Annotated in this window: 24 protein-coding genes and 1 tRNA gene; 9 read left to right on the top strand and 16 right to left on the bottom strand. The window is 65.5% G+C overall.

The features are described from left to right. Window positions 1–18: 18 nt before the first annotated feature. The 5 genes from mdcE to mdcA are packed head-to-tail and all read right to left on the bottom strand — an operon-like array spanning window position 19 to window position 4,549. Window positions 19–819 (bottom strand): biotin-independent malonate decarboxylase subunit gamma, encoded by an 801-nt coding sequence (gene mdcE, locus J7355_RS12975; protein WP_209063363.1) that lies wholly within the window; start codon window positions 817–819, stop codon window positions 19–21. Further along, window positions 816–1,682 (bottom strand): biotin-independent malonate decarboxylase subunit beta, encoded by an 867-nt coding sequence (locus J7355_RS12970; protein ID WP_209063361.1) that lies wholly within the window; start codon window positions 1,680–1,682, stop codon window positions 816–818. Before J7355_RS12970 ends, mdcE begins: the two co-directional genes overlap by 4 nt. Next, a complete protein-coding gene (locus J7355_RS12965) occupies window positions 1,682–1,990 on the bottom strand; it encodes a malonate decarboxylase subunit delta (protein ID WP_209063359.1) in 309 nt (102 codons plus the stop codon). Before J7355_RS12965 ends, J7355_RS12970 begins: the two co-directional genes overlap by 1 nt. Continuing rightward, on the bottom strand, window positions 1,971–2,903 hold the full coding sequence (locus tag J7355_RS12960; RefSeq protein WP_209063357.1) for a triphosphoribosyl-dephospho-CoA synthase: 933 nt from the start codon (window positions 2,901–2,903) through the stop codon (window positions 1,971–1,973). Before J7355_RS12960 ends, J7355_RS12965 begins: the two co-directional genes overlap by 20 nt. Continuing rightward, window positions 2,903–4,549 carry a malonate decarboxylase subunit alpha gene (gene mdcA / locus J7355_RS12955; RefSeq protein ID WP_209063355.1) on the bottom strand — a complete coding sequence of 549 codons (1,647 nt, stop codon included), beginning with the start codon at window positions 4,547–4,549 and terminating at the stop codon, window positions 2,903–2,905. The genes J7355_RS12960 and mdcA overlap by 1 nt, the downstream gene beginning before the upstream one ends. A 125-nt stretch (window positions 4,550–4,674) precedes the next feature. On the opposite strand from mdcA, the gene J7355_RS12950 reads away from it, so the two are divergent. Next, on the top strand, window positions 4,675–5,580 hold the full coding sequence (locus tag J7355_RS12950) for a LysR family transcriptional regulator (protein ID WP_209063353.1): 906 nt from the start codon (window positions 4,675–4,677) through the stop codon (window positions 5,578–5,580). Window positions 5,581–5,611: 31 nt separating this feature from the next. Here J7355_RS12950 and madM read toward each other — a convergent pair whose 3' ends face one another. The 3 genes from madM to J7355_RS12935 form a co-directional block, all read right to left on the bottom strand. Continuing rightward, entirely contained in the window at window positions 5,612–6,379 is a 768-nt protein-coding gene (gene madM, locus J7355_RS12945) for a malonate transporter subunit MadM (RefSeq protein ID WP_247739978.1), read from the bottom strand. Then, window positions 6,372–6,782 carry a malonate transporter subunit MadL gene (madL, locus tag J7355_RS12940; RefSeq protein ID WP_209063349.1) on the bottom strand — a complete coding sequence of 137 codons (411 nt, stop codon included), beginning with the start codon at window positions 6,780–6,782 and terminating at the stop codon, window positions 6,372–6,374. The genes madM and madL overlap by 8 nt, the downstream gene beginning before the upstream one ends. Window positions 6,783–7,046: 264 nt before the next feature. Then, window positions 7,047–7,122 (bottom strand) — tRNA-Ala (locus J7355_RS12935). Between the two features lie 112 nt (window positions 7,123–7,234). Here J7355_RS12935 and J7355_RS12930 point away from each other — a divergent pair. Further along, window positions 7,235–7,888, top strand: a complete 654-nt coding sequence (locus J7355_RS12930; protein WP_209063347.1) for a TIGR04282 family arsenosugar biosynthesis glycosyltransferase — start codon at window positions 7,235–7,237, stop codon at window positions 7,886–7,888. A 46-nt stretch (window positions 7,889–7,934) separates the two neighbouring features. On the opposite strand, the gene J7355_RS12925 is transcribed toward J7355_RS12930, so the two are convergent. Further along, window positions 7,935–9,128, bottom strand: a complete 1,194-nt coding sequence (locus tag J7355_RS12925; RefSeq protein ID WP_209063345.1) for a M14 family zinc carboxypeptidase — start codon at window positions 9,126–9,128, stop codon at window positions 7,935–7,937. Window positions 9,129–9,133: 5 nt separating this feature from the next. Then, complete coding sequence (locus J7355_RS12920; RefSeq protein WP_209063343.1) at window positions 9,134–9,874, bottom strand: LOG family protein; 741 nt, start codon at window positions 9,872–9,874, stop codon at window positions 9,134–9,136. 217 nt (window positions 9,875–10,091) lie between these two features. On the opposite strand from J7355_RS12920, the gene clpB reads away from it, so the two are divergent. Next, entirely contained in the window at window positions 10,092–12,680 is a 2,589-nt protein-coding gene (gene clpB, locus J7355_RS12915; protein ID WP_209063341.1) for an ATP-dependent chaperone ClpB, read from the top strand. Window positions 12,681–12,753: 73 nt separating this feature from the next. Here the strand turns inward: clpB and J7355_RS12910 are convergent, their stop codons facing one another. After that, the gene (locus J7355_RS12910; protein WP_209063339.1) at window positions 12,754–13,716 is read right to left on the bottom strand and encodes an aldo/keto reductase; all 963 of its coding nucleotides are present in this window, start codon (window positions 13,714–13,716) and stop codon (window positions 12,754–12,756) included. Continuing rightward, window positions 13,713–15,014 (bottom strand): MFS transporter, encoded by a 1,302-nt coding sequence (locus tag J7355_RS12905; protein WP_209063337.1) that lies wholly within the window; start codon window positions 15,012–15,014, stop codon window positions 13,713–13,715. Before J7355_RS12905 ends, J7355_RS12910 begins: the two co-directional genes overlap by 4 nt. A 103-nt stretch (window positions 15,015–15,117) precedes the next feature. On the opposite strand from J7355_RS12905, the gene J7355_RS12900 reads away from it, so the two are divergent. Beyond that, window positions 15,118–15,948: an aldo/keto reductase gene (locus tag J7355_RS12900; protein WP_209063335.1), complete on the top strand. Its 831-nt coding sequence runs from the start codon at window positions 15,118–15,120 to the stop codon at window positions 15,946–15,948. 73 nt (window positions 15,949–16,021) lie between these two features. On the opposite strand, the gene J7355_RS12895 is transcribed toward J7355_RS12900, so the two are convergent. Next, window positions 16,022–17,068 carry a Glu/Leu/Phe/Val dehydrogenase gene (locus tag J7355_RS12895; protein WP_209063333.1) on the bottom strand — a complete coding sequence of 349 codons (1,047 nt, stop codon included), beginning with the start codon at window positions 17,066–17,068 and terminating at the stop codon, window positions 16,022–16,024. Between the two features lie 245 nt (window positions 17,069–17,313). On the opposite strand from J7355_RS12895, the gene J7355_RS12890 reads away from it, so the two are divergent. From J7355_RS12890 to J7355_RS12870, 5 genes are all read left to right on the top strand, one after another. Continuing rightward, entirely contained in the window at window positions 17,314–17,727 is a 414-nt protein-coding gene (locus tag J7355_RS12890) for a hypothetical protein (protein WP_209063331.1), read from the top strand. A 66-nt stretch (window positions 17,728–17,793) separates the two neighbouring features. Then, the gene (locus tag J7355_RS12885; protein ID WP_293620495.1) at window positions 17,794–18,498 is read left to right on the top strand and encodes a MotA/TolQ/ExbB proton channel family protein; all 705 of its coding nucleotides are present in this window, start codon (window positions 17,794–17,796) and stop codon (window positions 18,496–18,498) included. Continuing rightward, window positions 18,461–18,907 (top strand): biopolymer transporter ExbD, encoded by a 447-nt coding sequence (locus J7355_RS12880; protein WP_209063329.1) that lies wholly within the window; start codon window positions 18,461–18,463, stop codon window positions 18,905–18,907. The genes J7355_RS12885 and J7355_RS12880 overlap by 38 nt, the downstream gene beginning before the upstream one ends. Window positions 18,908–18,917: 10 nt before the next feature. Next, on the top strand, window positions 18,918–19,325 hold the full coding sequence (locus tag J7355_RS12875; protein WP_209063327.1) for a biopolymer transporter ExbD: 408 nt from the start codon (window positions 18,918–18,920) through the stop codon (window positions 19,323–19,325). 14 nt (window positions 19,326–19,339) lie between these two features. Further along, window positions 19,340–20,191 (top strand): energy transducer TonB, encoded by an 852-nt coding sequence (locus J7355_RS12870; protein WP_209063325.1) that lies wholly within the window; start codon window positions 19,340–19,342, stop codon window positions 20,189–20,191. Between the two features lie 18 nt (window positions 20,192–20,209). On the opposite strand, the gene J7355_RS12865 is transcribed toward J7355_RS12870, so the two are convergent. The 3 genes from J7355_RS12865 to fadB all read right to left on the bottom strand — a co-directional run bounded on the left by J7355_RS12865 (window position 20,210) and on the right by fadB (window position 24,696). Beyond that, on the bottom strand, window positions 20,210–21,157 hold the full coding sequence (locus J7355_RS12865; RefSeq protein ID WP_209063323.1) for an OmpA family protein: 948 nt from the start codon (window positions 21,155–21,157) through the stop codon (window positions 20,210–20,212). 148 nt (window positions 21,158–21,305) lie between these two features. Next, window positions 21,306–22,469, bottom strand: coding sequence for an acetyl-CoA C-acyltransferase FadA (gene fadA / locus J7355_RS12860; RefSeq protein ID WP_209063321.1), 1,164 nt, complete (start codon window positions 22,467–22,469; stop codon window positions 21,306–21,308). 61 nt (window positions 22,470–22,530) lie between these two features. Then, window positions 22,531–24,696 (bottom strand): fatty acid oxidation complex subunit alpha FadB, encoded by a 2,166-nt coding sequence (fadB, locus tag J7355_RS12855; RefSeq protein WP_348523037.1) that lies wholly within the window; start codon window positions 24,694–24,696, stop codon window positions 22,531–22,533. Between the last annotated feature and the right edge of the window lie 15 nt (window positions 24,697–24,711).

Raw genomic sequence — 24,711 nt, 5'->3', positions numbered from 1 at the left:
TGCGGAAGCGGACCGACGCTACCACTGCGCGCGCAGGCGGCGGCGGACATCCTGCGATGCTGCGCGCCCTTCGTTCAGACGCGTGTCGATATCGTGCGTGTTGCCGATATCGGCCAGAGCCTCGGCAAGCGACGTTTTGACGGTATCGGTGTCGACAGCGCTCGGTGTCTCGACGTCGTCGACGCTGACCAGACCGTGCAGCAGGCCCAGCCGCTCGAAGCTGTGAATATCGTAGGCCATGGGCGTAATGGTCCGTGCAAGCGCTTCCACACCCTCGACCGTACGCTGGGTGATGCGCGCGGCCGCCTGCTTGCCCATGGCATGAACCTCGACACCGACGTCGTCGAGTGCGATCAAACGATTGGCCTGATAGCCATGCGCCAGAAAGGCGCCCGACATGGCCTTGCCGACCAGCAGCGCGATCACCGGATGCCCGGCGAGACGCGCGCTCGCATAGGCATCTGCGGCGGCCGCCAGCGCCTGGTGGATGCCGAATGCCTCTTCGCTCCGGCCATAGGCCTGGCTCGGTACGTCGACCACCGCGACGATGGCGCGCTTGGCGGTGCGAACCGCATCGGCGGTGCTCGCATCGCGTACCGCCCGCGCGATGGCCCAGCCTTCGCGCAAACCCACCTCGCCCCGCTGCGCGCGGGCGAACGGATTATGCGCATCGGGTACGACCGCGATATAACGCGCGGCCCGCCCATCCAGTGGCGCATCGACAACGCGCACGCTGTCGGGATAGCCGTCGACGGCAGCTGCATCGTCGGTGAGTGCGGCCAGCCAGCGGCGGCCGCGTTCGGAGGCGTATTCACTCATGCCGGGCTCCCGTTTTCATCCTGTTTGCTCGCGAACGCCGTACGCACCCACGCGGCTTCGGCGCGCCAGGCCGGATCGACGGCTTGCAGGCGCGCCAGATGGGTGTCGATATCGCGTAGCCGGGCGGGCTCGCGGGCCGGCGCCGCCACCGCGCGCGACACGGCGTTCGCGATCTCGCGGGCGTCGTCGTTGCACAGGGTTTCGGCCAGCCCACAGGCATGGCGCTGCGCGCCGCCGGTCAGGCTCCAGATCATCGGCCGGTCGCGCGAGTCGAACTCGTCGATGCCGGCTTCCTGCTCGATCACCTGCGGGCCGTTGAGTCCGAGCCGTGCTTCGCGGGTCACGATCAATTCGGAGCACAGCCCCGCGGCAATCGACATGCCGCCAAAACAACCCACCGGCCCGGTGATGACCCCCACGACCGGCACATGGGCGCGCAATGCCACGATAGCGGCATGAATTTCGGCGATCGCCGCGAGTCCGCAGTTCGCCTCCTGCAGGCGCACGCCGCCGGTTTCGAGCAGGAGTACGGGAATGACCGGCTTGCCGGCACGCGCATCTTCAAGCGCCAGCTCGAGCGCGCCCGCGATCTTGGCGCCACCGACTTCACCCATGGAACCGCCCTGGAACGCCGGCTCGATCGCCGCGCAGACCACGGCAGTACCGTCGATGGCGCCGCGCGCGATGACCACGCCGTCGTCGGCCTGGGTCACGATGTCCTGCAGCCCCAGCCAGGGCGAGCGCAGGCGTTCGAACGGGTCGAGCAGTTCGCGCATCGTGCCCTCGTCTAGCAGGCCGGCCACCCGGGCGCGCGCGCTGCGTTCGACAAAGCTTTCGCGTGCGATGAGTGCCGCGGTATCCATCAGGCTTCTCCCCTGCCGGCCGCCGACTCCATGGCCTGTGCGATACGCAGGCGCACCACGGCGGGTGTAGCGCCGAAATCGTTGATCTCGAGCGCAACCGCAGGCTGCGTCGCGTCCGCGAAGATGCGCCCGACGACCGCAGTCCATATGTCGTTCACGCCATCGACCGAGGTGTTGATCTCGACCGTGGACCGGCCTTCGGTACCGGGTTCCAGCAGGACCTCGAGATCGCCCGAACCCACCACGCCGGCCAGGGCGCGGCGAGCGGCCGGCGCCCCCGCCGCGTAGTCAAGCGATAGTCGTTGCATGAGATTTCTCCTGTGCAGAATCGATCGCGACCCGGGCGCCACTGCGCTGATCGCGAGCCGCGGCCTCGAGGGCATCGACGAAAAGTGTGGCCGCCAACAGATCGGCGCTACCGCCGGGCGAGGCATTCAGCGTGATCAGCGCGTGTTCGAGCGCTGCGAGTTCGCGGGCACCGCGACGCGTACCGACGCCGCCGAGTTCGACGATCCGTGCCGCGCGCGCCTGGGTCGTGCGCAGGCCCTCGAGCCCCGCCCGGCTGAGGACGCAGGTATCGTCGAGCACGGCCATGAGGGCGATCAGCGCATTCAAGCGGGCGACGCGTTCGCTACACCCCGCCTCGCGCGAGGCCCGCAGCGTCGGCAGGCCGGCCTCGACGATCTGCACGAATCCGCCCGCGGCCTCCGCGCGCGCGCCTGCGACGCCGTAGTTGCGTATCGCCCGCAGCCCGTTGGACCGGCGCGTGGCCGACACGGCCGGGTCGTCGATGATGGCCATGCGCCCGACCCAGCCGAGCAGTGCATCGGCCTGCCAGCGGCCCGGCTCGGCGGCTGCCGCCGACACCAGCAGTCCGAGACACCAGATCGCGCCGCGATGCGTATTCACCCCGCCGGTGGCCAGCAACATGCGCGCCTCGCTCTCGCGCCCGAGCAGGCCGAGCTCGGCGCGCAGGCGCACGAGATCGCGTTCACGGGTGGCCGCCACCGCGGCATCGTGAAACCCCAGATGCAGCGCATCGGCCGAGGCGCGCATGAGCGCGTGGCTCATGTCGTGGTGCGAGCCGCTGCCCCGGGCATCCACCAACCCGGGCTTGGGCGTGAGGTCGACCTCCGCGCGCAAGGCGTCGGTCGCGGCGTCGGCCAGCGTTGTTGCAAGGGTACGGACGTGAATATCCACGCCGGCGTTGTCACCATCCATTACCAGCTCCTAAAGCGCGCCGGCGGCTCGTAAAGCCCGCCCGACCAATCGACGAGATCGGCGATGCTGCTGGCCGCGAGCTGCGCGCGGGTGGCCTCGGTACGATTCACGCCCAGATCCTCCGGTAGCCGCACCTTGTCCTGCTCACGCAGACGCCGCGTGGTCGCCGCATCGGCATTCATGCCCAGCGGCGTCACGCCGGCCACGGCCGCGATCATCGCGCGCCGCTCCTCCAGCGACTCGGCCTTGTACAGATAAGCCAGCCCTTCCTCGGTGAGCAGGTGGGTCGTATCGTCGCCGTAGACCATCACCGGGGCCAGATCGAGCTTGGCACGCTCGGCCACGGTTACGGCGTCGAGTTGATCGACGAAGGTCGGCTTCAGACCGGCCTGGAACGTCTCGACCATCTGCACGACCAGCTTGCGCCCGCGCGCCATGGGATCAGCGCCGGGCGCGAGATTCGCCCAGGCCGGCGTGGCATGTCGGCGACCGCGCGCGTCGCAGCCGAGGTTCGGCGCGCCGCCGAAACCGGACACGCGCGAGGTGGTCACGGTCGATGAGTTGCCGTCCGGGTCCATCTGCAGCGTGGAGCCGATGAACATATCGGCCGCGTAATGGCCCGCGAGCTGGCAGAAGGCGCGATTGGAGCGCAGCGAGCCGTCCGCGCCGGTAAAGAACACGTCGGGCCGCGCGGCGACATAGTTCTCCATGCCCAATTCGGTGCCGAAGCAATGCACGGTTTCGACCCAGCCGGATTCGATCGCCGGGATCAGCGTCGGGTGCGGGTTGAGCACCCAGTTCTTCGCGATCTTGCCGCGCAGGCCGAGTTTTTCGCCGTAGGTGGGCAGCAGCAATTCGATCGCCGCGGTGTTGAAACCGATGCCATGGTTGAGCGACATGACCCCGTGTTCGGCATAAATGCCCTTGAGCGCCATCATCGCCATGAAGATCTGCACGTCGGTGATATGACGCGGGTCCCGGGTGAACAGCGGCTCGATATAGAACGGCTTGTCCGCCTCGACGACCACATCCACCCAGGAGCCCGGAATATCGACACGATCCAGCTGCGAAACATCGTCGACGATCTCGTTCGCCTGCGCGATCACGATGCCGCCCGAAAATGCCGCCGCCTCGACCAGTGCCGGCGTGTCTTCGGTCGACGGCCCGGTATAGAGATTGCCGTCGCGGTCGGCCTTGAAGGCGGCGGTGAGCACGACCCGGGGGATCAGATCCACGAACAGCCGGGCATAAAGCTCGATATAGGTATGAATGGCGCCGACCTCGATCACGCCGTCCATCATCAGCTGCCCGATACGGTGGCTCTGGGTGCCGGAAAACGCGAAGTCGAGTTTTCTTGCGATGCCCTTTTCGAATACCGCCAGATGTTCCGGGCGGCCGACACTGGGCTGGATCATATGCAGATCGTGTACGCGCTCCGGGTCGAGATCGGCCAGCGCACGCGAGAGAAAGTCGGCCTGTTTCTGGTTGTTGCCCTCGGCTATCACGCGGTCGCCCGAGCGAATGAGGGCATGCAGCGCGTCGGGTACGCGCTCGCGGGCCAGCACCTTGGCGTCCAGCCAGGAGGCCACGCTGTCCATGCGCGCTCGCTTGTCGTCGCGTCGCGTCGTCCATTTGCGTTCGGTCATGCTCTGTCCTGTCTCGCTGTCGGGCTGGCCTGCGCGGCGCTCAAGTTAGAATGCGCCACGCGGGGTTTCAATAAACCCGCCGTTTGCTTTGTTAACGTCGATTTTTCGGGCACGGGACGGCCATCGTGAGCAGCGACGAGATTACCCTGCGCAAGCTCGAGATCTTTCTCGTGTTCATGCGCGAAAGAAACCTGGCGCGTGCCGCCGAAGCGCTGTCGCTGTCGAGCGTGTCGGTGCACAAGGCGATCCATTCGCTGGAAGCTGCCGTGGGCTGCCCGCTGTTCGCGCACCGCAGCCGCTCGCTGGAGCCGCTGGAGTCGGCCTTCGTGCTCGAACGCCACGCCAGCGACATCATCGAACGCATCCAGCGCAGCGTGGACGAAACGCGCGCGGCAGCCGGTATCTCGCCGAGCATCTTCCGCATCGGCACGCTCTATTCGCTCACCGTGGCCGTTGTGCCGCGCATCATCAACGCGCTCAAGGAAAGCGTCCCCGGCTGCGATATCGAACTGGTGCTCGGCTCCAACGCCGATCTGGAAGACAAGCTCCAGGCCGGGGATATCGATGCCGCGCTGATCTGCGTGCATGGCCTCGGCCGGCGGCGCCACCGCGTCGTCAAACCGCTGTTCGAGGACGAGATCCATATCGCCAGCGCGGCCGCGGATGCCCCGCCGAACGCCGCCCTGCCTGTCGATCTGCGCCGCTACGACGGCGCGCCCTTCGTGATGCTCTCCCAGGAGTTCGCCACCGGACGCGACAGCTATCGCATGTTCCTCGAAGCCGGCATCACGCCCCGGATCGTGCTGCGCGCCAACGACATCTTCACGCTCGCCAGCCTGGTCAAGGGCGGCGTCGGCCATGCCCTGCTGCCCAAGCGCATCGACGATATCTACCCCGGTGCACTGTCCTTCGCGCGGGTGACACCGAACCAGCGCGTCACCCAGACCCTGGGGCTGTGCTATCTCAAATCGCGCGCGGCCGACGAACGCATCGTGGCGCTGGAGCAGGCCGCGATCGCCGTCACCGGCTGACGCGGCCCGCGCGGGCGACCGCGCCCCGCGATCAGCCACCGAGCAGCGCACGCACCACCAGATACAGCACGGACGGCCCGAGCAGGCAGCCCAGCCCGGTGTAGAACGTCGCGGTCATGGCGCCATAGGGCACCAGGCGCGGATCGGTGGCCGCCAGACCGCCGGCGACGCCACTGGTGGTCCCCATCATGCCGCCGAACACCAGCGCCGCCGACGGATTGTTCAGCGAAATCGTGCGCGCGACCATGGGCGTGACGATCATCACCGAAATGGACTTCACCAGGCCGATGGCGATCGACAGCGCGATCAGATCCGAGCTCGCGCCGATCGCGGTGCCGGTGACCGGGCCGACGATGTACGTCGCCGCGCCGGCACCGATCGTCGTAAGCGCCACCGGGTCGCTATAGCCGAACGCATAGGCGATCGCACCGCCGAGAAAGAACGGGACGATAATGCCCACGAACAACGCGAGCACGCCGTTGAAGCCCGCCTTGCGCAACTCCTCGACGTCGACGCCAAAGGCCGTGGCCACAATCGCGAAGTCGCGCAGCATGGAGCCCCCCATGAGCCCGACGCCGGAGAACAGCGCGACGTCGGCGAGACCATCCTCACCGCCCGTCGACACGCCCCCGATATAGGACAGCACCAGCCCCACGCCGATGGCGATCGCGGAACCGTGTATGCGCCCCGCCGTGAGATGCCGGGACACGAGATTACAGACCAGCATCAGCAGCCCCACGGCGGCAAACGCCGTGATCAGACCGTTGCTGGCAAACACATCGAGCAGACGTTCACTCATCGCGTGCACCCCGCTCGGTTTCGATATCGTCGAGCGGCACGGCGTACTTGCCCTTGCCCAGGCGCGCGATGACCGGCACGAGCGCGAAGCTCACCGCCACGACCGCCAGACCGCCCACCAGCGCGACCGGCCCGCCGGTGACGGCGCCGACCACGTTCTGGCTCGCCGCCATCGCGACCACGATCGGGATATAGAGCGAGCTCCAGAACTCCACGCCACGGCGCGACGAGGTATCCAGACAGCCGGCCTTCTGCAGCCGATAGACCACGAAAACCAGCAGCAGCATCGCAATACCGACGCCGCCCACGTTGGAACTCACGCCGATGGCGATGCCAATGAGCTCGCCGATGACGTTGCCGGCCAGCATGCAGGCCGCCAGCAGCGCCACACCATAGATGATCATGACTCTCCTCCTGTCTTGTCGTTGTGGGAGGGAGTGTCGGTGGGGCATTCGCGCGGATTCAACGAACGCGGCGTTAAGCGTCTTATCCTAAATCTAATCTGCGCGACAAATCAGCGACTTGGCCGGCCGCGTCTACGACGATGGTCAAACGCGGGCCGGAAGGAAATCGCGTCTGCGAGAGGTTTGACAAGCCCGAGGGGCGCCCAGGCCGTGGCCGATGCCGCGCATAAAAAAAGCCGCTCGATGAGCGGCTTTCTCGAAAACTGGTGGAGCCGGGCGGAATCGAACCGCCGACCTTCGCATTGCGAACGCGACGCTCTCCCAACTGAGCTACGGCCCCGTTTTCTTGCCCGCTTGCCGGCGAGCGAGCGGCGTATGATAGCAGGCTTATGTCTGTTGCCAACCCCCCGAACGCAAACCACGCAGCTTCGTCACTTGAAGACGATTTTTGCGTGGTGATCTTTGCCAAGGCACCCGTCGCCGGACGCTGCAAGACACGCCTCGCCCGAGGCGTCGGCAGCCGCCGTGCAGCGCATATCTACCGTGCGATGCTCGAGCACGCCGTGGCGATGACCCGCGCCGCGACGTGCGGCCGTGTACTTATAGCGTGCGCGCCGGATACCCGCCATCCGTTCCTTCGCCATCTCGCGCGCCGCTACGCGGTGACCTGCCACCGGCAAGCCCGCGGCGATCTGGGAACGCGCATGGCCCGGGGCATTGCCCTGGGCCGGCGCTACGCGCGGCGCGTCATCCTGATCGGCAGCGATCAGCCCGCGCTCGCCGGTGCGTGGCTGCACGAGGCCCGGTGTGCGCTCGCGCACGATGGCCCACGCGCATGGCTGGCGCCAACCCGGGACGGGGGGTACTGGGGTATCGGGCTCAATCGCCCTCGCCCGCAGATCTTTCGCGGCCCGCGCTGGAGCACGCCGCACGTGGCGATTGCGACGCGAACCGCGCTGGCTCGCCAGGGTTTTGCGGTGAGCGAGGCACCCGTTCGAGACGATATCGACGAGCCGCGCGACTGGCAGCGGCTATCGATCGGCCTGCGCAGTCATCTCGCACGCCGCGCGTGCCTGCCGGACACGACGGCGTTCGATCCAACATGAAACGTCGGGAAAACGGCGCCGCGCGATGCGCGACGCCGTATGCGCGCTAGCCCGCGTCGGACGCGGCGTTGCCGCCGTCGGCGCTCGCCTGGCGGACGCTGCGGAAGTAGCGGTCGAGCCAGCCGTTGAGGTCCGTGAACATCTGCTCGATCTCGCCATCGCTCGGCGGCTCGTCGGCGTCGTCGAGTTCGACCGTGATCACCGGAATGCCCTGCATGCGCGATGCGAAATTGCCGAGCGAGCCCGGATAAACGCCCAGACGATGCAGGTTCAGGCTGCCCATCTTCTGCGGCGCCGGAAAATCGCCGTCGTAGTCGAGCACGCCATACGGCGCATGCATCGAGATGATGACGTTGGGTTTGAATTCCTTGATCTGCGCGGCAAGCCACTGGTTTTCGGGTTCGCTGCCGGCGCTTTCACCCGGGAAGCGACGTTTCTCGAATCCCACGCGGCGCCAGTAGTCCCGCGATTCCTTGGCCCAGCCGGCGGTCGGCAGGTTGCGGTTGAGATCCACGCCGTTGGCGTTCACGCGGGTCGGCGGCTCGTGGAACAGGCCGTCCGGGTTCATCACTGGCGCGACGCGCCATTGGTAGTCGGTGCCGTTCTCGTCGATCATGTTCATCCCGCTGAACACCGTACCGACAGAACTCAGTTCGTCGCCGTGGGTGGCCGCGATCAGCAGCACGCGTCCCGCGCCGGGACGCGAGGTCGGCTCGATCTGACGCACGATCAGCGGGCGGCCGTTGACAGACTTGTGGCCCGAGTCGGCGAACGCACCCGACATGCAGTCGCTGGACGCTACGCCATTCACGCGCTCGGCGAGCGTGCGGCACCACTCGGCAACCGTGTCGCTCGGCGGCAGGCTCGAGGCCGCGAGCTGCACGATGCCCGCCCGGCCCGCGAACTTGAGGTTCGGCATGAACTGCGGCTCGGCCGGCTGTTCGGGCTCGTCCGGCGCGTTGGCGGCAACCTGGTCATTCGCGCTGCTGTCTTCGATCTGCGTGTCCGGTGAGGACTCGACGACGCCGTCGTCATCCTGGCCGGACTGGGCAACTTGGCCCGCCTCGGGCTTTCCGGCATCGCCGGCGCCGGTGTCCTCGTCCGAAAACTCGTAGGTGAGCATCACCGTGAGCAATGCCACCAGAACCATGCTGCCGATCCAGCCGGCGACCAGCAGTCGCGCGCTGGGGTTTGCGCCGCCCTTAGCGCTGCCTTGTTTCTTGAATGATCCGTTAGCCATGACAGTCAGCCGTGCCGGCTTTGTGCGGTCACCGTATCTTGCGCAAGCGCATCGGTGAGGAAATCAAATGCGTCATCGACCGAATCCGCTCGGTAGAACAGGTCGATGTCGCGCTCTGCTATCAGCCCCAATTCCACGAAAACATCGAAGTTGATGAGTCGGTCCCAGAAGTTCTTGCCATAGAGTACTACCGGAATTCGCGGTTGTTTGCCCGTCTGTATCAGCGTGAGCATCTCGAACAGCTCGTCCATGGTGCCGAAGCCGCCCGGAAAGATGATCAACGCCTTGGCGACGTTCATGAACCAGAACTTTCGCATGAAGAAGTAGTGGAACTCGAAGTTCAGCGCATCGCTGATATACGCGTTCGACCCCTGCTCATGCGGCAGCTCGATATTGTAGCCCATCGACAATTCGCGATTGACGTCCGCCGCGCCGCGATTGGCCGCCTCCATGATGCCCGGCCCCCCGCCGGTACAGACATAGTAATGCTCATCGGCGGCGTGTGTCTCCATCGTCCAGCGGGTCATGCGCGCGGCGAGCTCTCGCGCCTGGGCGTAGAAATCCACGGCTTCGTCGACCGGGTCGTCCTCGCGCGGGCGCAGACGCGCCGAGCCCCAGAAAATGAGCGCACGGTGGACATTGAGTTCAGCCAGCCGGGTTCTGGGTTCGAGATATTCGGACAGCAGGCGCAACGGGCGCGCCTCTTCGCTGAGCATGAACTCAGCGTCGTTGTAGGCCTTGGTCATTAAAACCCCGGTGAAAACAAATCGTCGCAGGCCGGATTCGGCGCTCGCGCGAGTATATCAGCGCGGTTATCGTATTCGGGTATCAGCGACAAACGCGAACGCCGGCAAATATCTTTCAAACGATGGTTGAATTGTTTGCGGCAGCACCTATAAACAAGGGCATAGCGACGACGCACGCCCCAAGCGGCGCGTGACCACAGCCAAAAGGAACGACCCGATGAGAATGGACAAACTCACCAGCAAGCTGCAGGCCGCACTCGGCGAGGCCCAGAGCCTGGCCGTCGGCCGTGACCATAATGAAATCCAGCCGCTGCACGTCCTGCTCGCCCTCCTGGATACGGAAGGCGGCACCGTACGCCCGCTGCTCGACGGCGCGGGCCTGGACGTGCGCGATATCCGCAATCGCCTGCTCAAGGCGCTCGACAACCTGCCGACCGTGGGCCAGGCCACCGGCGATGTCGGTGCCAGCCAGGCGCTGATGCGCGTACTCAACCTGTCCGACAAGCTCGCGCAGAAGCGCGGTGACTCGTTCGTCTCCAGCGAACTGTTCGTGCTCGCCACGCTCGAGGACAAGTCCGAGGCCGGGCGGATCCTTAAGGAAGCCGGCGCCACGCGCGACAACGTAACGGCACAGATCGACAAGATTCGCGGCGGCGAAAACGTGGACGACGCGAACGCCGAGGAGCAGCGCGGCGCCCTCGACAAGTACACCATCGACCTCACCGAGCGCGCCGAACAGGGCAAGCTCGACCCGGTGATCGGCCGCGACGAGGAAATCCGCCGCGTGATTCAGGTGCTCTCGCGTCGGACCAAGAACAACCCCACCCTCGTGGGCGACCCCGGTGTGGGCAAGACCGCGATCGTGGAAGGCCTGGCACAGCGCATCATCAACGGCGAGGTGCCCGAGTCGCTGCGCGACAAGCGTGTGCTCGTGCTCGATCTCGGCGGCATGATCGCCGGCGCGAAGTATCGCGGCGAGTTCGAGGACCGTCTCAAGGGCGTGCTTTCCGACCTGTCCAAGCAGGAAGGCCGCATCATCCTGTTCATCGACGAGATCCATACCCTCGTGGGCGCCGGCAAGGCGGAAGGCTCGATGGACGCCGGCAACATGCTCAAGCCGGCGCTGGCGCGCGGCGAGCTGCACTGCATCGGCGCGACCACGCTCAATGAATATCGCGAGAACATCGAAAAGGACGCCGCGCTGGAGCGCCGCTTCCAGAAGGTGCTGGTCGACGAACCGGACGTGGAAGACACCATTGCGATCCTGCGCGGGCTCAAGGAGCGCTACGAGGTCCACCACGGCGTGGACATTACCGACGGCGCGATCATCGCCGCGGCCAAGCTGTCGCAGCGCTATATCACCGACCGCAAGCTGCCCGACAAGGCGATCGACCTGATCGACGAGGCCGCCTCCAAGATCCGTATCGAGATCGATTCCAAACCGGAAGAACTGGACCGTCTCGATCGGCGCCTCATCCAGCTCAAGATCGAGAAACAGGCGCTGTCCAAGGAGTCCGACGAGGGCTCAAAGCAACGGCTGGAAAAACTCGACGACGAGATCGCCGCGCTCGAGCGCGAATATTCGGATCTGGAAGAGATCTGGAAATCGGAAAAGGCCTCGGTCACCGGCGCGGCCAACAAGCGCGAGGAACTCGAGCAGGCCAAGAAGGAGCTCGAGGCGGCCCAGCGCGCCCGCGATCTCGATCGCATGTCGGAATTGCAGTACGGGCGTATCCCGCAGCTCGAGCGCGAGCTGGCCGAGGCGCAGGCGGCCGAGGAGAAGCCGGCCGAAACCAAGCTGCTGCGCAACAACGTGACCGACGAGGAAGTCGCCGAGATCGTGTCGCGCTGGACGGGCATTCCGGTCAATCGCATGCTCGAGTCCGAGCGCGAGAAGCTGCTGCGCATGGAGGATTCGCTGCACGAGCGCGTGATCGGCCAGAACGAGGCGGTATCGGCCGTGTCGGACGCGATCCGGCGTTCGCGCTCGGGCCTGTCCGATCCGGCACGTCCGATCGGCTCGTTCCTGTTCCTCGGCCCCACCGGCGTGGGCAAGACCGAGCTGTGCAAGGCGATCGCCACCTTCCTGTTCGACACCGAAGAGGCCATGGTGCGTATCGACATGTCCGAGTTCATGGAGCGCCATTCGGTGGCGCGGCTGATCGGCGCCCCGCCCGGCTATGTCGGCTACGAACAGGGCGGTTATCTGACCGAGGCCGTGCGTCGCAAGCCCTATTCGGTGATCCTGCTCGACGAGGTCGAGAAGGCGCACGGCGATGTATTCAACATCCTGCTGCAGGTGCTCGACGACGGGCGACTCACCGACGGTCACGGGCGCACGGTGGATTTTCGCAACACCGTGATCGTGATGACGTCGAACCTGGGCAGCCAGCTGATCCAGGAACTGGCCGGCGAAGAGAACTACCAGACCATGCGCGAATCGGTGATGGAGGTCGTGGCGAGTCAGTTTCGGCCCGAGTTCATCAACCGGATCGACGAATCGGTGGTCTTTCATCCGCTGGCGCAGACCGAGATCCGCTCCATCGCGCGGATTCAGATGCGCGAACTGCACGCACGCCTGGCCGAGCGCGAACTCACGCTCGAGATCAGCGATGCCGCGCTCGACAAGCTGGCCGAGGCCGGTTTCGATCCGGTCTACGGTGCGCGTCCGCTCAAGCGCTCGATCCAGACGCTGGTGGAAAACCCGCTGGCCAAGCGCATACTCGCCGGTGAATTCGCCGCTGGCGATACGGTGAAGGTCGACCTCGGCGACGACACCACGCTGCGTTTCGAAAACGCGGCCTGAGTCGGCAAGGTTACGCGGCCCTCACGCCCGCGCCCGGCAACCGCCGGGCGCGGGCTTTTTATTAGGCCGGGACCTACAACGCGGCAATCGTCTCGCGCATGCGCTTGCGCTGGCCGGCATCCGGCAGTTTGCCGTAGCCGGCGTGCATGTTGTCGCGCAGATGTTCCGGATCGCTGGTGGCAGGAATCACCGACGTGACGGTCTCGTTGGCGAGCACATATTTCAGCGCAAACTGCGCCCAGGAAAAGCAATCGAATTCCTTGGCGTATTCCGGCAGCGCCTGGCCCTTGGTTTCGCTGAAGATGCGGCCGTCGTTGAAAGCGCGGTTCACGAGCACCGCGATGCCGTGATCGGCCGCCATCGGCAACAAGCGCTCCTCGGCATCGGGCGTCATGATCGAGTAGTTGAACTGCACGAAATCCAGTTCCTTGGTCGCCATCTGATGTTCGAGCTCATCGAAGGCGCTGGTCAGGTAATGGGTGATGCCGATATAGCGCACCCGCCCTTCTTCCTTGAGCTGCCTGAGCGTGGCCCACTGGTTGTCCAGACCGATGAAGTTGTGAATCTGGAGCAGGTCGATCGGCTCGCCGAGCGCATCGATCGAAGCACGGAACTGATCGAGCGTGGCCTCGCGGCTGGTCTTGCGCACCTTCGTGGCCATGAACAACTGCTCGCGCACGCCGGTCTCGCGCGCGATATTGCCGATATTGGTCTCGGCGTTGCCGTAGGACGGCGAGGTATCGACCAGCGTGCCGCCCATGGCGACGAATTCCTTCATCACCGTGCGTAGCTCCTCGGCACTGCTCGACGACAGGCGCTCGTAGGAGCCGGACGAGCCCATGCCCATCGCCGGCACCTTCTCCCCGCTGACCGGGATCGCGCGCTTGATCATGGCCTTGTCGGCGGCTTGGGGGTCCATCTTCGCCGCGAGCGCGGTCTGCCAGGGCAGCATCGCCAGCCCCGCGCCGGCCACGCCGGTGCCGAGCACACGGCGGCGGGTCAACGGCTTGTCGAGTATCGAGTCGGATCGGTTCATGTCTGACGTCCTCTCTGGTTGGGCGTTGTGAACGCGCGGTCTTCGTCCTGTCGAGCCAAGTCGCGCCGCGCGCGGCCGAGCGCGATACCGACGCCGGCCCAGATCGCGGCCAGTGGCACGGCCGCGAACGCCAGCGCCGACAGGCCCAGGCCGATCGCCGAGAGCCCGGTGAAAAGCCAGCCGCTGGCGGCGTCGCCACCACGATAGACCACGGTATCGATGAAATTCTTCGCCTTGTACTTGTCCTCGGCGCTGACGACCGAGAACAACATCTCGCGCGCGGGCTTGGTGATCGCGTAATTGCCGGCCCGGCGCACGACCTGAAACACCACGAGCACCGCAAGCGTCGGCGCCAGCCCGAGCGCGCCGAAGCCGGCGCCAACGGCGACCGGAATCATGGCGAGCGCCACCGGCAGGCCGAGCCAGGTCACCAGGCGCGCGGTGGCGAAGAACTGCAGCGCGAGCGTAAGCGTGTTCGTGGCCAGATCCATGACCGCGAACACCTGCGTGCGCTGGGCGCTGCTCTCGAACGCGCCTTCGACGATGCGCGCCTGCTCGAAATAGAGGAAGGTCGACAACGCCGAATAGAAAACGATGAACACGCAGATACCGAGCAGATACGGCGAACGCGCCACATGGGTCGCCCCGGCCCAGACGCTTTCGCTGCGTACCCTCGCCGTCGGGGGCGCGCCGGACGCGGCCCCGGCCCGCTGCATGACCTGCAGCGCGCAGACCACGGCAGCGATCATCAGCCCCGCCGATAACGGCAGCAGGTTGATCGGGCCCAGGCGTTCCACCAGCAGCGTGGTCAGGCCCGGCCCCGCGATCGCCCCCAGGCTGCCGCCGGCGGCGATCAGCCCGAACAGGCGCAGGGCCTGGTGCTTGTCGAACACGTCGTTCATCACGCTCCAGAACAGCGAGATGACGAACAGGTTGAATACGCTCACCCACACGAAGAACGCGCGTGCGGTCCATGCCGGCGCGATCTCGGCGCGCAGCAGCACGAAGAACAGCAGCAGATTGACGACGAAGAAGCCGTAACTCGCGATCACGACGCCGCGGCGCGAGAACCGCGCCACCGCCCAGCCGAACAGGGGCACGACCGCGAGCATGACAACGAAAGTGGCCGAGAAAACCCAGGCCAGCGCATCCACCCCGCCCTGGATGCCCATCTCGTCGCGCAGCGGGCGCAGGATGTAATAGCCGCACAGCAGACAGAAGAAATAGCCGAACGACCAGGCGACAGGAACAAACTCGCCGGCTTCGAGCTTGAAGGCGCGTGCGAGGCGTCCCGTCACGCTTTTGCCCGATGGGACAAGGTGTTGTGCATACCGGCGATCTCGATTGAATGCATGAGTAACAAACCTTACCTAAGTGGGAACGCACGAACAGGAGTTATCGATGCAACACATCAATGCGAATGGCGCAAAGATACCGGCACTCGGCTTCGGCACGTTTGAGCTGGAGCCCGCCGAGGCGGAATCGATGGTCGCCCATGCGCTCGAGGTGGGTTATCGGCATATCGACACCGCCCAGATATACAAGAACGAGGAAGCGGTCGGGCGTGGCCTGAAGCAGTCGGACGTGGCCCGCGAAGACATCTTCCTGACGACCAAGGTCTGGACCGACCGGTTCGCCGATGGTGATCTGCAGGCTTCGGTCCGCGATAGTCTCGAGAAACTTGACACGGACTATGTTGACCTGCTGCTGCTGCACTGGCCCAACCCGGAGATCTCGCTCAAGGAAACGCTGGGCGCGCTTAACGACGTGCGCGAACAGGGCCTGGCCCGCAATATCGGCATCAGCAACTTCACCACCCGCCTGATCGACGAGGCCGCGGCGCAAACCGGCGCGCCGCTGGCGACCAATCAGGTTGAATATCACCCCTATATCAGCCAGCAACCGGTACTCGACAAGCTGGCCGAACACGACATGGCACTGACTGCCTACTGCCCGCTCGCCCAGGGTCGCGTGTTCAAGGAGCCGACGCTGGAGCGAATCGGCAAGGCCCACGGCAAGAACGGCGGCCAGGTCGCGCTGCGCTGGCTGATCCAGCACGATGACGTAATCGCCATCCCGCGCTCCTCGAACAAGGCGCATGTCGCCAACAACTTCGAGATCTTCGATTTCGAGCTGACCGAAGAGGAAATGCGCGAGATCTCGGCGCTGCATGCCAGCGATGGGCGCATCATCAACCCATCGTTCGCCCCCGACTGGGACAACGCTGCCTGAACACAGCCGCCGCCTCGACCAGCTGGAGCCGCGCCCCGGGGCGCGGCTCTTTTTTGTCAGCGACTTACCCGATTTATCTCGACCCGGCCTCAATACGCGTCTTGGCCATGGCCATGGCGACACGCTCGGTGGTTTCGCCCTGCGCGCTCGCCTGCGCGAACACTTCGTCGAGCGTGCTCTCGATGGACGCCACCCGAAAACGCACCCGTTCCGCGTTGTAGCCTTCGCTGTCCAATTCGTCGCTGACGTTGATCAGCCCGCCCGCGTTGATGACGAAATCCGGCGCGTAAACGATGCCCCGCGCGGCCAGGCGTTCGCCATCCTCGGCCTCGGCAAGCTGGTTATTCGCCCCACCGGCGACGATCGCGCAGCCGAGCTCGGCAATGCTGCCCGCGTTCAGGATCGCGCCGATACCACAGGGCGCGAAGATATCGGCCGACTCGGCGTGGATCCGATCGTTGTCGACGATCTGCGCGCCTGCGCCGGCTGCGCGCTCGCGGGCCTGCTGGCTGATATCCGATGCGATCACCGTGGCGCCCGCCGCCAGGAGACGTTCGATCACACCGAGTCCGACATTGCCGCAGCCCTGCACCGCGACCCGCAGGTCCTGGAAATCGACCGCGCGGCCCGCGGCGCGCAGGGACGCGCGCATGCCCGCGATCACACCATCGGCCGTGTGCGGTGAGGGATCGCCCGAGCCGCCGGCTTCCAGGCTGCGACCCACGGCATGCGGCGTCACTTCGTTAAGCAATGCGATGTCGGCTTCGGTCATGCCCATGTCTTCGGTCGCCACGTAGCGGCCCGACAAGCCGTCGACCGCGCGGCCCAGCGCGTGCATGGCCGCTTCGCGGTCGCGCGGGAACGGGCCGAGCACCACGGCCTTCGCCCCGCCGCAGCGCAGCCCCGCACAGGCGGCCTTGTAACTCATGGCTTCCGACAGGCGCAGCACGTCGACGAGCGCGGCCTGCTCATCGGCATATTCACGTATGCGCACACCGCCCAGACCCGGGCCCAGTGCGGTGGAATGCACGGCCACGATGGCGCGAAGTCCGGTATCGGCATCCGCGACATGACATACCTGTTCGTGGCCCGCGGCCGCCATCTGCGAGAAAACGGTCAAGAGTCGCTCCTGATCAATGCAACAGCCAGCAGTCTGCAGACGTGCCGGGCAGCTGTCGATATCGTGGGTTCATGGTTGCGCCAGCGTGGACTGACAGCAATACTGGCAATGATTTAAAAAACAACAAGCCACACATGCCGGTGGCCGCTGCGGGACTTCGGACACGCAGCGGCGCCGCCGCCCGGCGCGCAGGCTTCGCGTGACCGGCGCTGCTCGTGGCCGATCATCATTTTCGGGATACCGCCATGCTCATACGTGCACTGATTGCTGCCATCGCCCTGATCGCGAGTTCCAGCGCCTTCGCCCAGGCCGGCGGCATCGAGGTCGAGCTCAACAAGCTCGAGCCGGTGGATGGCGCCTGCCGCGCCTATCTCGTCACCCAGAATCTGACCGATGCGCGCTTCGACGCGGTGCAGCTCGATGTGGTGATGTTCGACAACGACGGCATCGTGGCCCGCCGGCTGGCCGTGCAGATCGGGCCGATGCCGAAGAACAAGACCAGCATCAAGGTCTTCGATATCAAGAACCTCGCCTGCCAGGATATCGGCCAGCTGCTGCTCAATGACGTCATCGAATGCCGTGACGACAGCGGCGCCCGCGACGACTGCCTGTCGTTGCTGTCGGTTTCCCAGCGCGGGAACGTGCCCTTCATCAAGTAGCCGGAACATGCAAGCAGCCCTGCCCATCCAGACCGGCCGGAGTTCGAGAATGCGAGGAGTATCGGCGTGAACCAGTTTATGCAGGCCATGAACGGCGCCCGCGACATGCTCACGCTCGGCGGTCCGGTGGTGATGCTGCTGCTGCTCATGTCGCTGGTCGCGATCACGATCGTGCTGGCCAAGCTGCTGCAGTTTCGCCGTGTGCGCATCAACGACCGCCGCACGGCCCGCGCCGCGCTCAAGATCTATCGCAGCGGCAACGCGACTGCGGCTGCCGCGAGTGCCCGGCGCTCGCCGAACCCGGCCGCGCGTACCCTCGCGCGCGCCATTCAGCTGCGCGATCGGCCGGACGTGCCCGAGCCCGTACTGCGTGAGGAGATCATGCAATACGGCGGCGACATGCTCGAATCGCTGCGCAGCCATCTGCGCCCGCTCGAAGTGATCGCCTCGCTCGCGCCGCTGCTCGGCCTGCTGGGCACCGTGCTCGGCATGATCGAGGCCTTTCGCGATCTCGAACAGGCCGGCAGCCAGGTGGACCCGGCGGTGCTGTCCGGCGGCATCTGGCAGGCGCTGCTCACCACCGCCATCGGGCTGGCGGTCGCGATGCCGGTGATCGTTGCCCTGAACTGGCTGGAGCGGGCCATCGATCGCTGCGCCCACGAGATGGACAGCGTGGTCACCCGCGTATTCACGGTCGATCTCGCCCGCACGTCCAACGTATCGCTGAGCGACGATGACGACGAACACGGCCACGACACCCCGTTCGTTTAGCGACAGCGCGCGAACCGGACGGCGACGTTCGCTGATCAGCCTCACGCCGCTGATCGACGTCGTCTTCATTCTGTTGCTGTTCTTCATGCTCGCGTCGAGCTTTCTCGATCTGCACTCGATCGTGCTCGACGCACCGGCCGAAGGCAGCGGCGCCCCGTCGGTCGAAGGGGCTCTGCTCGTGGATGTACGTCTCGACGGCATTCGCTTTGCAGGCCGCTACGTGGGCATGGACGAACTGGTACAGCGCGTACGCATCGCGCTTGCCGACGCACCGGACCGGCGCGTGCTGGTCCGCCCGGCGGAACAGGTCAAACTGCAGGATGCGGTGCGCATACTCGATGCGCTCTCGGCCGCCGGCGTGCAACGCCTGTCGCTGATGGAAATGGCCCGCGCGGGCGCACGTCGCTGAGGCAGCCCGCATGCAGTTTTCACGCAGACAACGTCCACGCGGCAACGGCGACGAGTCGATCCTGCCGTTGACCAACGTGGTCTTCCTCCTGCTGATCTTCTTCATGCTCGCCGGGCGTCTTGCATCGCCGGAAGCGTTCGATATCCAGCCGCCGGTATCGACCAGCGAGGCCCAGGCGCGGCGTGACGGGCTCGAGATTCAGCTGTCGGCCGGCGGCGATATCGCGATCGACGGCCAGGCCGTGGATCTCGATGCGCTCGAGGAACGCGTCGGCGAGCAGATCGAGGCCAACCCAGCCCTCGCGCTGCGCCTCAAGGCCGACGGCGCGGGCGATGCCACGCGCGTGGTCGCCGTGATGCAGGCGCTACGCGACGCGGGCGGGGAAAAGCTGCGTCTGATCACCATCGCCCCCGAATAGGCCAGGTCACGGCGATGCATATCACCCGTGTTCAATGGCTGTTCGCGATCTGTGTGGCCGCGCTCGCGCACGGCCTGCTGCTGCTCGTGTTCCTGATCGGTGGCCTGACCGAGCACGAGCCGGTGGACACGCCCGAAGGCGTCATGGTCTCGCTCGACCGGCTCGACCCGGGCCCGCCGCCGGAAGCGGTGGCGGCCGAGGCGCCGGTCGATGCGCCCGCGCCTGAAGTGGCGTCGGCGACCGCGCCCCCGGCGGCCGAAGCCAGCGCGCCGGAGGCCACCGGCCCGGCACCGCCCGATGCGCCGGAAGCCGTAGCCAATATCGGTCCGACACCGGCCGAAAGCACGGCATCCCAGACCCAGCCCGCGCCGTCCAGCGCAGCCGCCGAAACCATCGAAGCCGCGCCGGCCGTAGCGCCAACGGCAGAACCGGTCGACGCGGTCGCGGTCGCGCCGATCAGCATGACCGAAACGGTGAATCCCACCGAGCAGGTCACCGCGCAGGCGCCGGAGATCGCGGAAACCGAAACCCGCGAAGTCGAAAGCGATGCCAACGGCGCTTATGGCAACAGCGACGAGTCCACCGACGACTACATCGTGCGGCTGCGCGCCTGGCTCTCACGCCACAAGGAATATCCGCAGGCCGCCCGCCAGACGGAAACCGAGGGCACGGTGCGGATGTATATCGTCGTCGACCAGTCCGGCCGTATCGTCACCCGGCGCATCACCCGGAGTTCGGGTTCCGAACTGCTGGATCGCGCCGCGCAGCAGATGCTCGCGCGCGCCGAGCCGCTGCCGCGCATGCCGTCATCGATGCGCCGGAACCGGCTCGAACTCGTTGTGCCGATCGTGTTCTCGTTGCGCTGAGCAGCGCCCGCCCCGCCGCTACCAGACGACCAGCTCGACCCGGCGGTTCTGCGATTTGCCCACATCGCTGTTGTTGCTCGCGCGCGGAACCGCATAGCCGACGCCCCAGGGCTTGAGACGCTCGCGTTCGACGCCGTAGCGCGTGGCTAGTGTGTCGACAACCGCCCCGGCACGCCGCTGCGACAGATCGATGTTGTAGTCGAAAGTGCCGCGGCTGTCGGTATGGCCGACCACGAGCAGGCGCAGGGTCGGACGCTCGGCCATGAGCTTGGCGATTTCGGACAGCGTGGGTCGCGACTCGGGCTTCACCTCGGCGCTGTCGGTATTGAAGAAGATGCCGTATAGCGCGACCCGCCCCTTGGTATCCAGATCGTTGGCCATCTGTGCCGCATTCACGGAGATGGCCCCGATCTCGCGGGGTTTCACCCGCAGCGTGTCTACCTGCGCGGATACGCCCACGTTGGTCGTCGCGATCTGGATTCCGACATACACATCGCCGCTGCTGTCGGCCTTGCGCGCCGCGAGGTAGCGCTGCCCATCGGTCGCCGAACGAAATCGCTCGGCGGCCACACGGTAACCCGGCGAGGCGCGCAGGAATGTCGGCCCGCAATCCCCGCCTTCGCATTCATAGAGGATGTCGAAACCAGCGGTGCCCAGGCGTTGGGCATAGCCGGCGGCGATCTCGTCGAGATCGGCGTTGTCGGCCAGTTCGTAGGTGACCCGGGAAAGCGCGCCTTCGACCGTGCGCGTGGCCGAAATATTGCCGTTGATGCCACCGCGCTGCGCGATACGATCGGTGATCAACGGGTAGGTGGCGAAATCCTGTCGGTCGCTGCTCACCGGCTTTGCATGTGCGGGCGGGTCGACCGCGGGCCGCGCCTCGTTAGGCTGTGCCAGCGCGGGCGTCGCCGCGCAGGCCGATGAAATCAGGGCGATAACGAGCGGGCGGATCACGAATCTGTGCATGACGCGATCTTACCGCCGCGGCTCGTGCCTGTCAGGCCGCTCATGCACGGGCCGCGCGACCGCAAACACCGACGTGTGCTTCCACCACCGCCCCAAAAAAGAGCCGGTGCGCGCACCGGCTCTCAGAACGCCTCGGTATGGAGCGCGTCTAGCGCACCCGTTCGATGACGGTCGCGATGCCCTGGCCCATGCCGATACACATCGTCGCCAGGCCCATGGTGGCGTCCTTGTCTTCGAGGATATGCGCCAGCGCACCGGTAATACGGGCGCCCGACGTACCCAGCGGGTGGCCGAGTGCGATGGCGCCGCCGCGAACGTTGATCACGTCCTGGCGATCCTCGATACCCAGCTCCTTGAGCACGGCCAGGCTTTGTGCGGCGAAGGCTTCATTGAGCTCGAAATAGTCGATGTCCGAGAGACTTACGCCCGCCCGTTCGAGTGCTTTCTTGCTCGCCGGCACCGGCCCGCGCCCCATGACCGACGGATCGCAGCCCGCCACGGCCATGCCGCGAATCCGCGCCATCGGCTTCAGGCCGAGCTCCTGCGCCTTGTCGGCCGACATCACCAGCACCGCGGCCGCGCCGTCGGAAATGGCGGACGAGTTGCCGGCGGTGACGGTGCCACCCCGCGGATTGAACGCCGGGCGCAGCGAGCCGAGCCCTTCCATGCTCGCATCGGCACGCACGACTTCGTCCTGCCTGGCCATGAACATATGGCCGTCGGCGTCATAGGCCTTGACCGGCACGATCTCGCTGTCGAAATCGCCGCCGACATTGGCCTTGTGGGCACGCTTATGCGAGTTCAGGGCGAACGTATCCTGCGCCTCGCGCTGGATGCCGTGGATGTTGGCCAGCATTTCGGCCGTCAGGCCCATCATTGCGGCCGGCTTGGCCACGTACTTGGACAGCTGCGGTGCGATATCGACGTTGTAGTCCATGGGCACGTGGCCCATGTGCTCGACGCCGCCACAGATGAAGATGCCGTCAATACCGGCCGCGATTTGGCCGACCGCGGTATGGATCGACTGCATGGACGAACCGCAGAGCCGGTTCACGGTCTGGCCCGCGACCGCGTGCGGCAGGCCGGCGAGCAGCGCAGCGTTGCGGCCGATGTTGAGGCCCTGTTCCTTGGTCTGCTGTACGCAGCCCCAGATCACGTCCTCGACGTTTTCCGGGTTGATCGCCGAATTGCGTTCCAGCAGCGCCTTCATCAGCGCCGCGGACAGCTCTTCGGCACGGGTGTTACGGAACATGCCGCCCTTGGAGCGGCCCATCGCGGTGCGTACCGCGTCAACGATAACAATGTCTTTCATGACGAGTTTTCCATATCAATGGCTTGCATGATGTTCTTAAGCAATCCGTGAGGCGCGCGCCCTACTGGCCGTAGTAAGTTTCGCCGTTGGCCGCCATTTCACGCATGCGCTCGGTAGGCTCGTAGAGCTTGCCGAGGTGGCTGTACTGGTCGGCCTTGTCGCAGACCGTGGCCAGGCCCTGCGCGTCGGCGTACTTGAGCGCGCCGCCACGGAACGGCGGAAAGCCGAGCCCCATGATCAGGCCCATATCCACCTCGTTCGGGGTTTCGGCAATGCCTTCCTCGAGCGCGCGGGCGGCCTCGATAATCATCGGGATCATCATGCGGTCGATGATCTCGTCCGCCTCGATGTCTTTCTGGCCGTCCTTCTGGACGGAGGCGACCAGCTCGTAGGCCTTGTCGTCTTGAGTCTTCTTCGGGCGGCCCTTCTTGTCCTTCTCGTACTTGTAGTAGCCCGAGCCACTTTTCTGACCGAGGCGGCCGTTCTCCACCATCACGTCCAGCGACGAGGTGCCGTCCTGCGCCATGCGGTCCGGATAGCCTTCGGCGAGCACTTCCTCGACGTGCTGCGAGGTGTCCATACCGACCACGTCCGATAGATAGGCTGGGCCCATCGGCCAGCCGAACTTCTCCATCACCTTGTCGATCTTGGCGAAGTCCGCGCCGTCGGTAATCAGCTGCTGGAAGCCGAAGAAATACGGGAACAGGATCCGGTTGACCAGAAAACCGGGGCAGTCGTTGACCACGATCGGCGTCTTGCCGAGCCGATGGGCATAGTCGACGATCGTGGCGATGGCCTCTTCCGAGCTCTTCTCGCCCTTGATGACCTCGACCAGCGGCATCTTGTGCACGGGGTTGAAAAAGTGCATACCGAGAAAGTTCTCGGGGCGCTTCAGGTCAGCGGCCAGCGAGTCGATGGAAATACTCGAAGTATTCGACGCAACTATCGTTTTATCCGAGACTTTTTCTTCCGTCTCGGCCAGAACCGATTTCTTGATCTTGGGGTTCTCGACGACAGCTTCGATCACCGCGTCGACGTTGCCGAAATCGCCGTAGGTGAGCGTGGGACGAATGCGCGACATCCCTTCGGCCATCTTCGCGGTATCCATCTTGCCGCGCTCGACGCCCTTGGAGAAATGCTTGGCGGCCTCCTCCAGACCCTGGTCGATGGCCTCTTCCTTGATGTCCTTCATCAGGATCGGCACGCCCTTGTAGGCGGACTGGTAGGCGATACCACCACCCATGATGCCGGCGCCGAGCACCGCCGCCTGCTCGATGGTATGTGCGATCTTGCCGTACTTCTTGCCCTTCTTCTTGATCAGCTGATCGTTGAGGAACAGCTGGATCAGGGCCGCGGCCTCGGTGGTCTTGGCCAGCTTGATGAAGCCTTCGGTTTCTTCCTTGATGGCCGCATCGCGGTCCATGCCGGCTGCCTTGGCCATGCGATCGATCGCCTCGATCGGCGCGGGATACATGCCCTTGGTCTGACCGAGCACGAAACCCTTGGACGTCTGGAAGGTCATCGCCGCTTCGGTCTTGTTGAGCTTGAGCGGCGCCTTCTTCTCGGCCTTGCGGGCCTGCCAGTCGAACTCACCGGCGATGGCGCGTTTCAGCAGATCGCGGGCAGCGGCTTCGAGTTCGTCCTCGGCGACAACCGCGTCGACCATGCCGGCCTTGAACGCCTTGTCGGCGCGCCGCGGGTTGCCGTCCGCAATCCATTCGATGGCGTTGTCGGCACCTATCAGGCGCGGCGTGCGTACCGTGCCGCCGAAGCCGGGATAGATACCGAGCTTGGTTTCCGGAAAGCCGATCTGCGCCTTCTCGCCCATCACGCGATAGTCGGTAGACAGACACATTTCCAGGCCGCCGCCGAGCGCCATGCCGTTGATCGCGGTCACGCTCGGGAAATTCAGGTCCTCGATGGTCGAGAACATGCGGTTGGCGTCCGCCATCCACTCACGCATCTCGTCTTCGGAGGCCTTGAAGCGCTCGCCGAACTCCATGATGTCGGCGCCGACGATGAATGCCGGCTTGGCCGATTTCACCAGCAGGCCCTTGACGTCATCGGCATGGGCCAGCGCCTGCGCGGCCTGGTTGAGATCGTCGATGGTGGCCTGGTCGAACTTGTTGACCGACGCTTCGCGTGCATCGAAACACAGCACGGCGATCCCGTCGGTGACTTCGACCGACAGTTTTGATCCCTCATAAAGCATGGATGCTGACTCCATTGATGATGAACGTTC

Origin of the sequence: Endozoicomonas sp. G2_2, from assembly GCF_017744135.1 — a bacterium.
In the GTDB taxonomy this organism is placed as follows: Bacteria; Pseudomonadota; Gammaproteobacteria; order Nevskiales; family Salinisphaeraceae; genus Salinisphaera.
This window is presented reverse-complemented; position numbering and strand designations above follow the sequence as displayed.

Excerpts from the sequence above, each read along its gene's own strand:
- mdcE (WP_209063363.1), bottom strand. The coding sequence starts at position 819 with ATGAGTGAATACGCCTCCGAACGCGGCCGCCGCTGGCTGGCCGCACTC.
- J7355_RS12970 (WP_209063361.1), bottom strand. The coding sequence starts at position 1,682 with ATGGATACCGCGGCACTCATCGCACGCGAAAGCTTTGTCGAACGCAGC.
- J7355_RS12965 (WP_209063359.1), bottom strand. The coding sequence starts at position 1,990 with ATGCAACGACTATCGCTTGACTACGCGGCGGGGGCGCCGGCCGCTCGC.
- J7355_RS12960 (WP_209063357.1), bottom strand. The coding sequence starts at position 2,903 with ATGGATGGTGACAACGCCGGCGTGGATATTCACGTCCGTACCCTTGCA.
- mdcA (WP_209063355.1), bottom strand. The coding sequence starts at position 4,549 with ATGACCGAACGCAAATGGACGACGCGACGCGACGACAAGCGAGCGCGC.
- madM (WP_247739978.1), bottom strand. The coding sequence starts at position 6,379 with ATGAGTGAACGTCTGCTCGATGTGTTTGCCAGCAACGGTCTGATCACG.
- madL (WP_209063349.1), bottom strand. The coding sequence starts at position 6,782 with ATGATCATCTATGGTGTGGCGCTGCTGGCGGCCTGCATGCTGGCCGGC.
- J7355_RS12925 (WP_209063345.1), bottom strand. The coding sequence starts at position 9,128 with ATGGCTAACGGATCATTCAAGAAACAAGGCAGCGCTAAGGGCGGCGCA.
- J7355_RS12920 (WP_209063343.1), bottom strand. The coding sequence starts at position 9,874 with ATGACCAAGGCCTACAACGACGCTGAGTTCATGCTCAGCGAAGAGGCG.
- clpB (WP_209063341.1), top strand. The coding sequence starts at position 10,092 with ATGAGAATGGACAAACTCACCAGCAAGCTGCAGGCCGCACTCGGCGAG.
- J7355_RS12910 (WP_209063339.1), bottom strand. The coding sequence starts at position 13,716 with ATGAACCGATCCGACTCGATACTCGACAAGCCGTTGACCCGCCGCCGT.
- J7355_RS12900 (WP_209063335.1), top strand. The coding sequence starts at position 15,118 with ATGCAACACATCAATGCGAATGGCGCAAAGATACCGGCACTCGGCTTC.
- J7355_RS12890 (WP_209063331.1), top strand. The coding sequence starts at position 17,314 with ATGCTCATACGTGCACTGATTGCTGCCATCGCCCTGATCGCGAGTTCC.
- J7355_RS12880 (WP_209063329.1), top strand. The coding sequence starts at position 18,461 with ATGACGACGAACACGGCCACGACACCCCGTTCGTTTAGCGACAGCGCG.
- J7355_RS12875 (WP_209063327.1), top strand. The coding sequence starts at position 18,918 with ATGCAGTTTTCACGCAGACAACGTCCACGCGGCAACGGCGACGAGTCG.
- J7355_RS12870 (WP_209063325.1), top strand. The coding sequence starts at position 19,340 with ATGCATATCACCCGTGTTCAATGGCTGTTCGCGATCTGTGTGGCCGCG.
- J7355_RS12865 (WP_209063323.1), bottom strand. The coding sequence starts at position 21,157 with ATGCACAGATTCGTGATCCGCCCGCTCGTTATCGCCCTGATTTCATCG.
- fadA (WP_209063321.1), bottom strand. The coding sequence starts at position 22,469 with ATGAAAGACATTGTTATCGTTGACGCGGTACGCACCGCGATGGGCCGC.
- fadB (WP_348523037.1), bottom strand. The coding sequence starts at position 24,696 with ATGGAGTCAGCATCCATGCTTTATGAGGGATCAAAACTGTCGGTCGAA.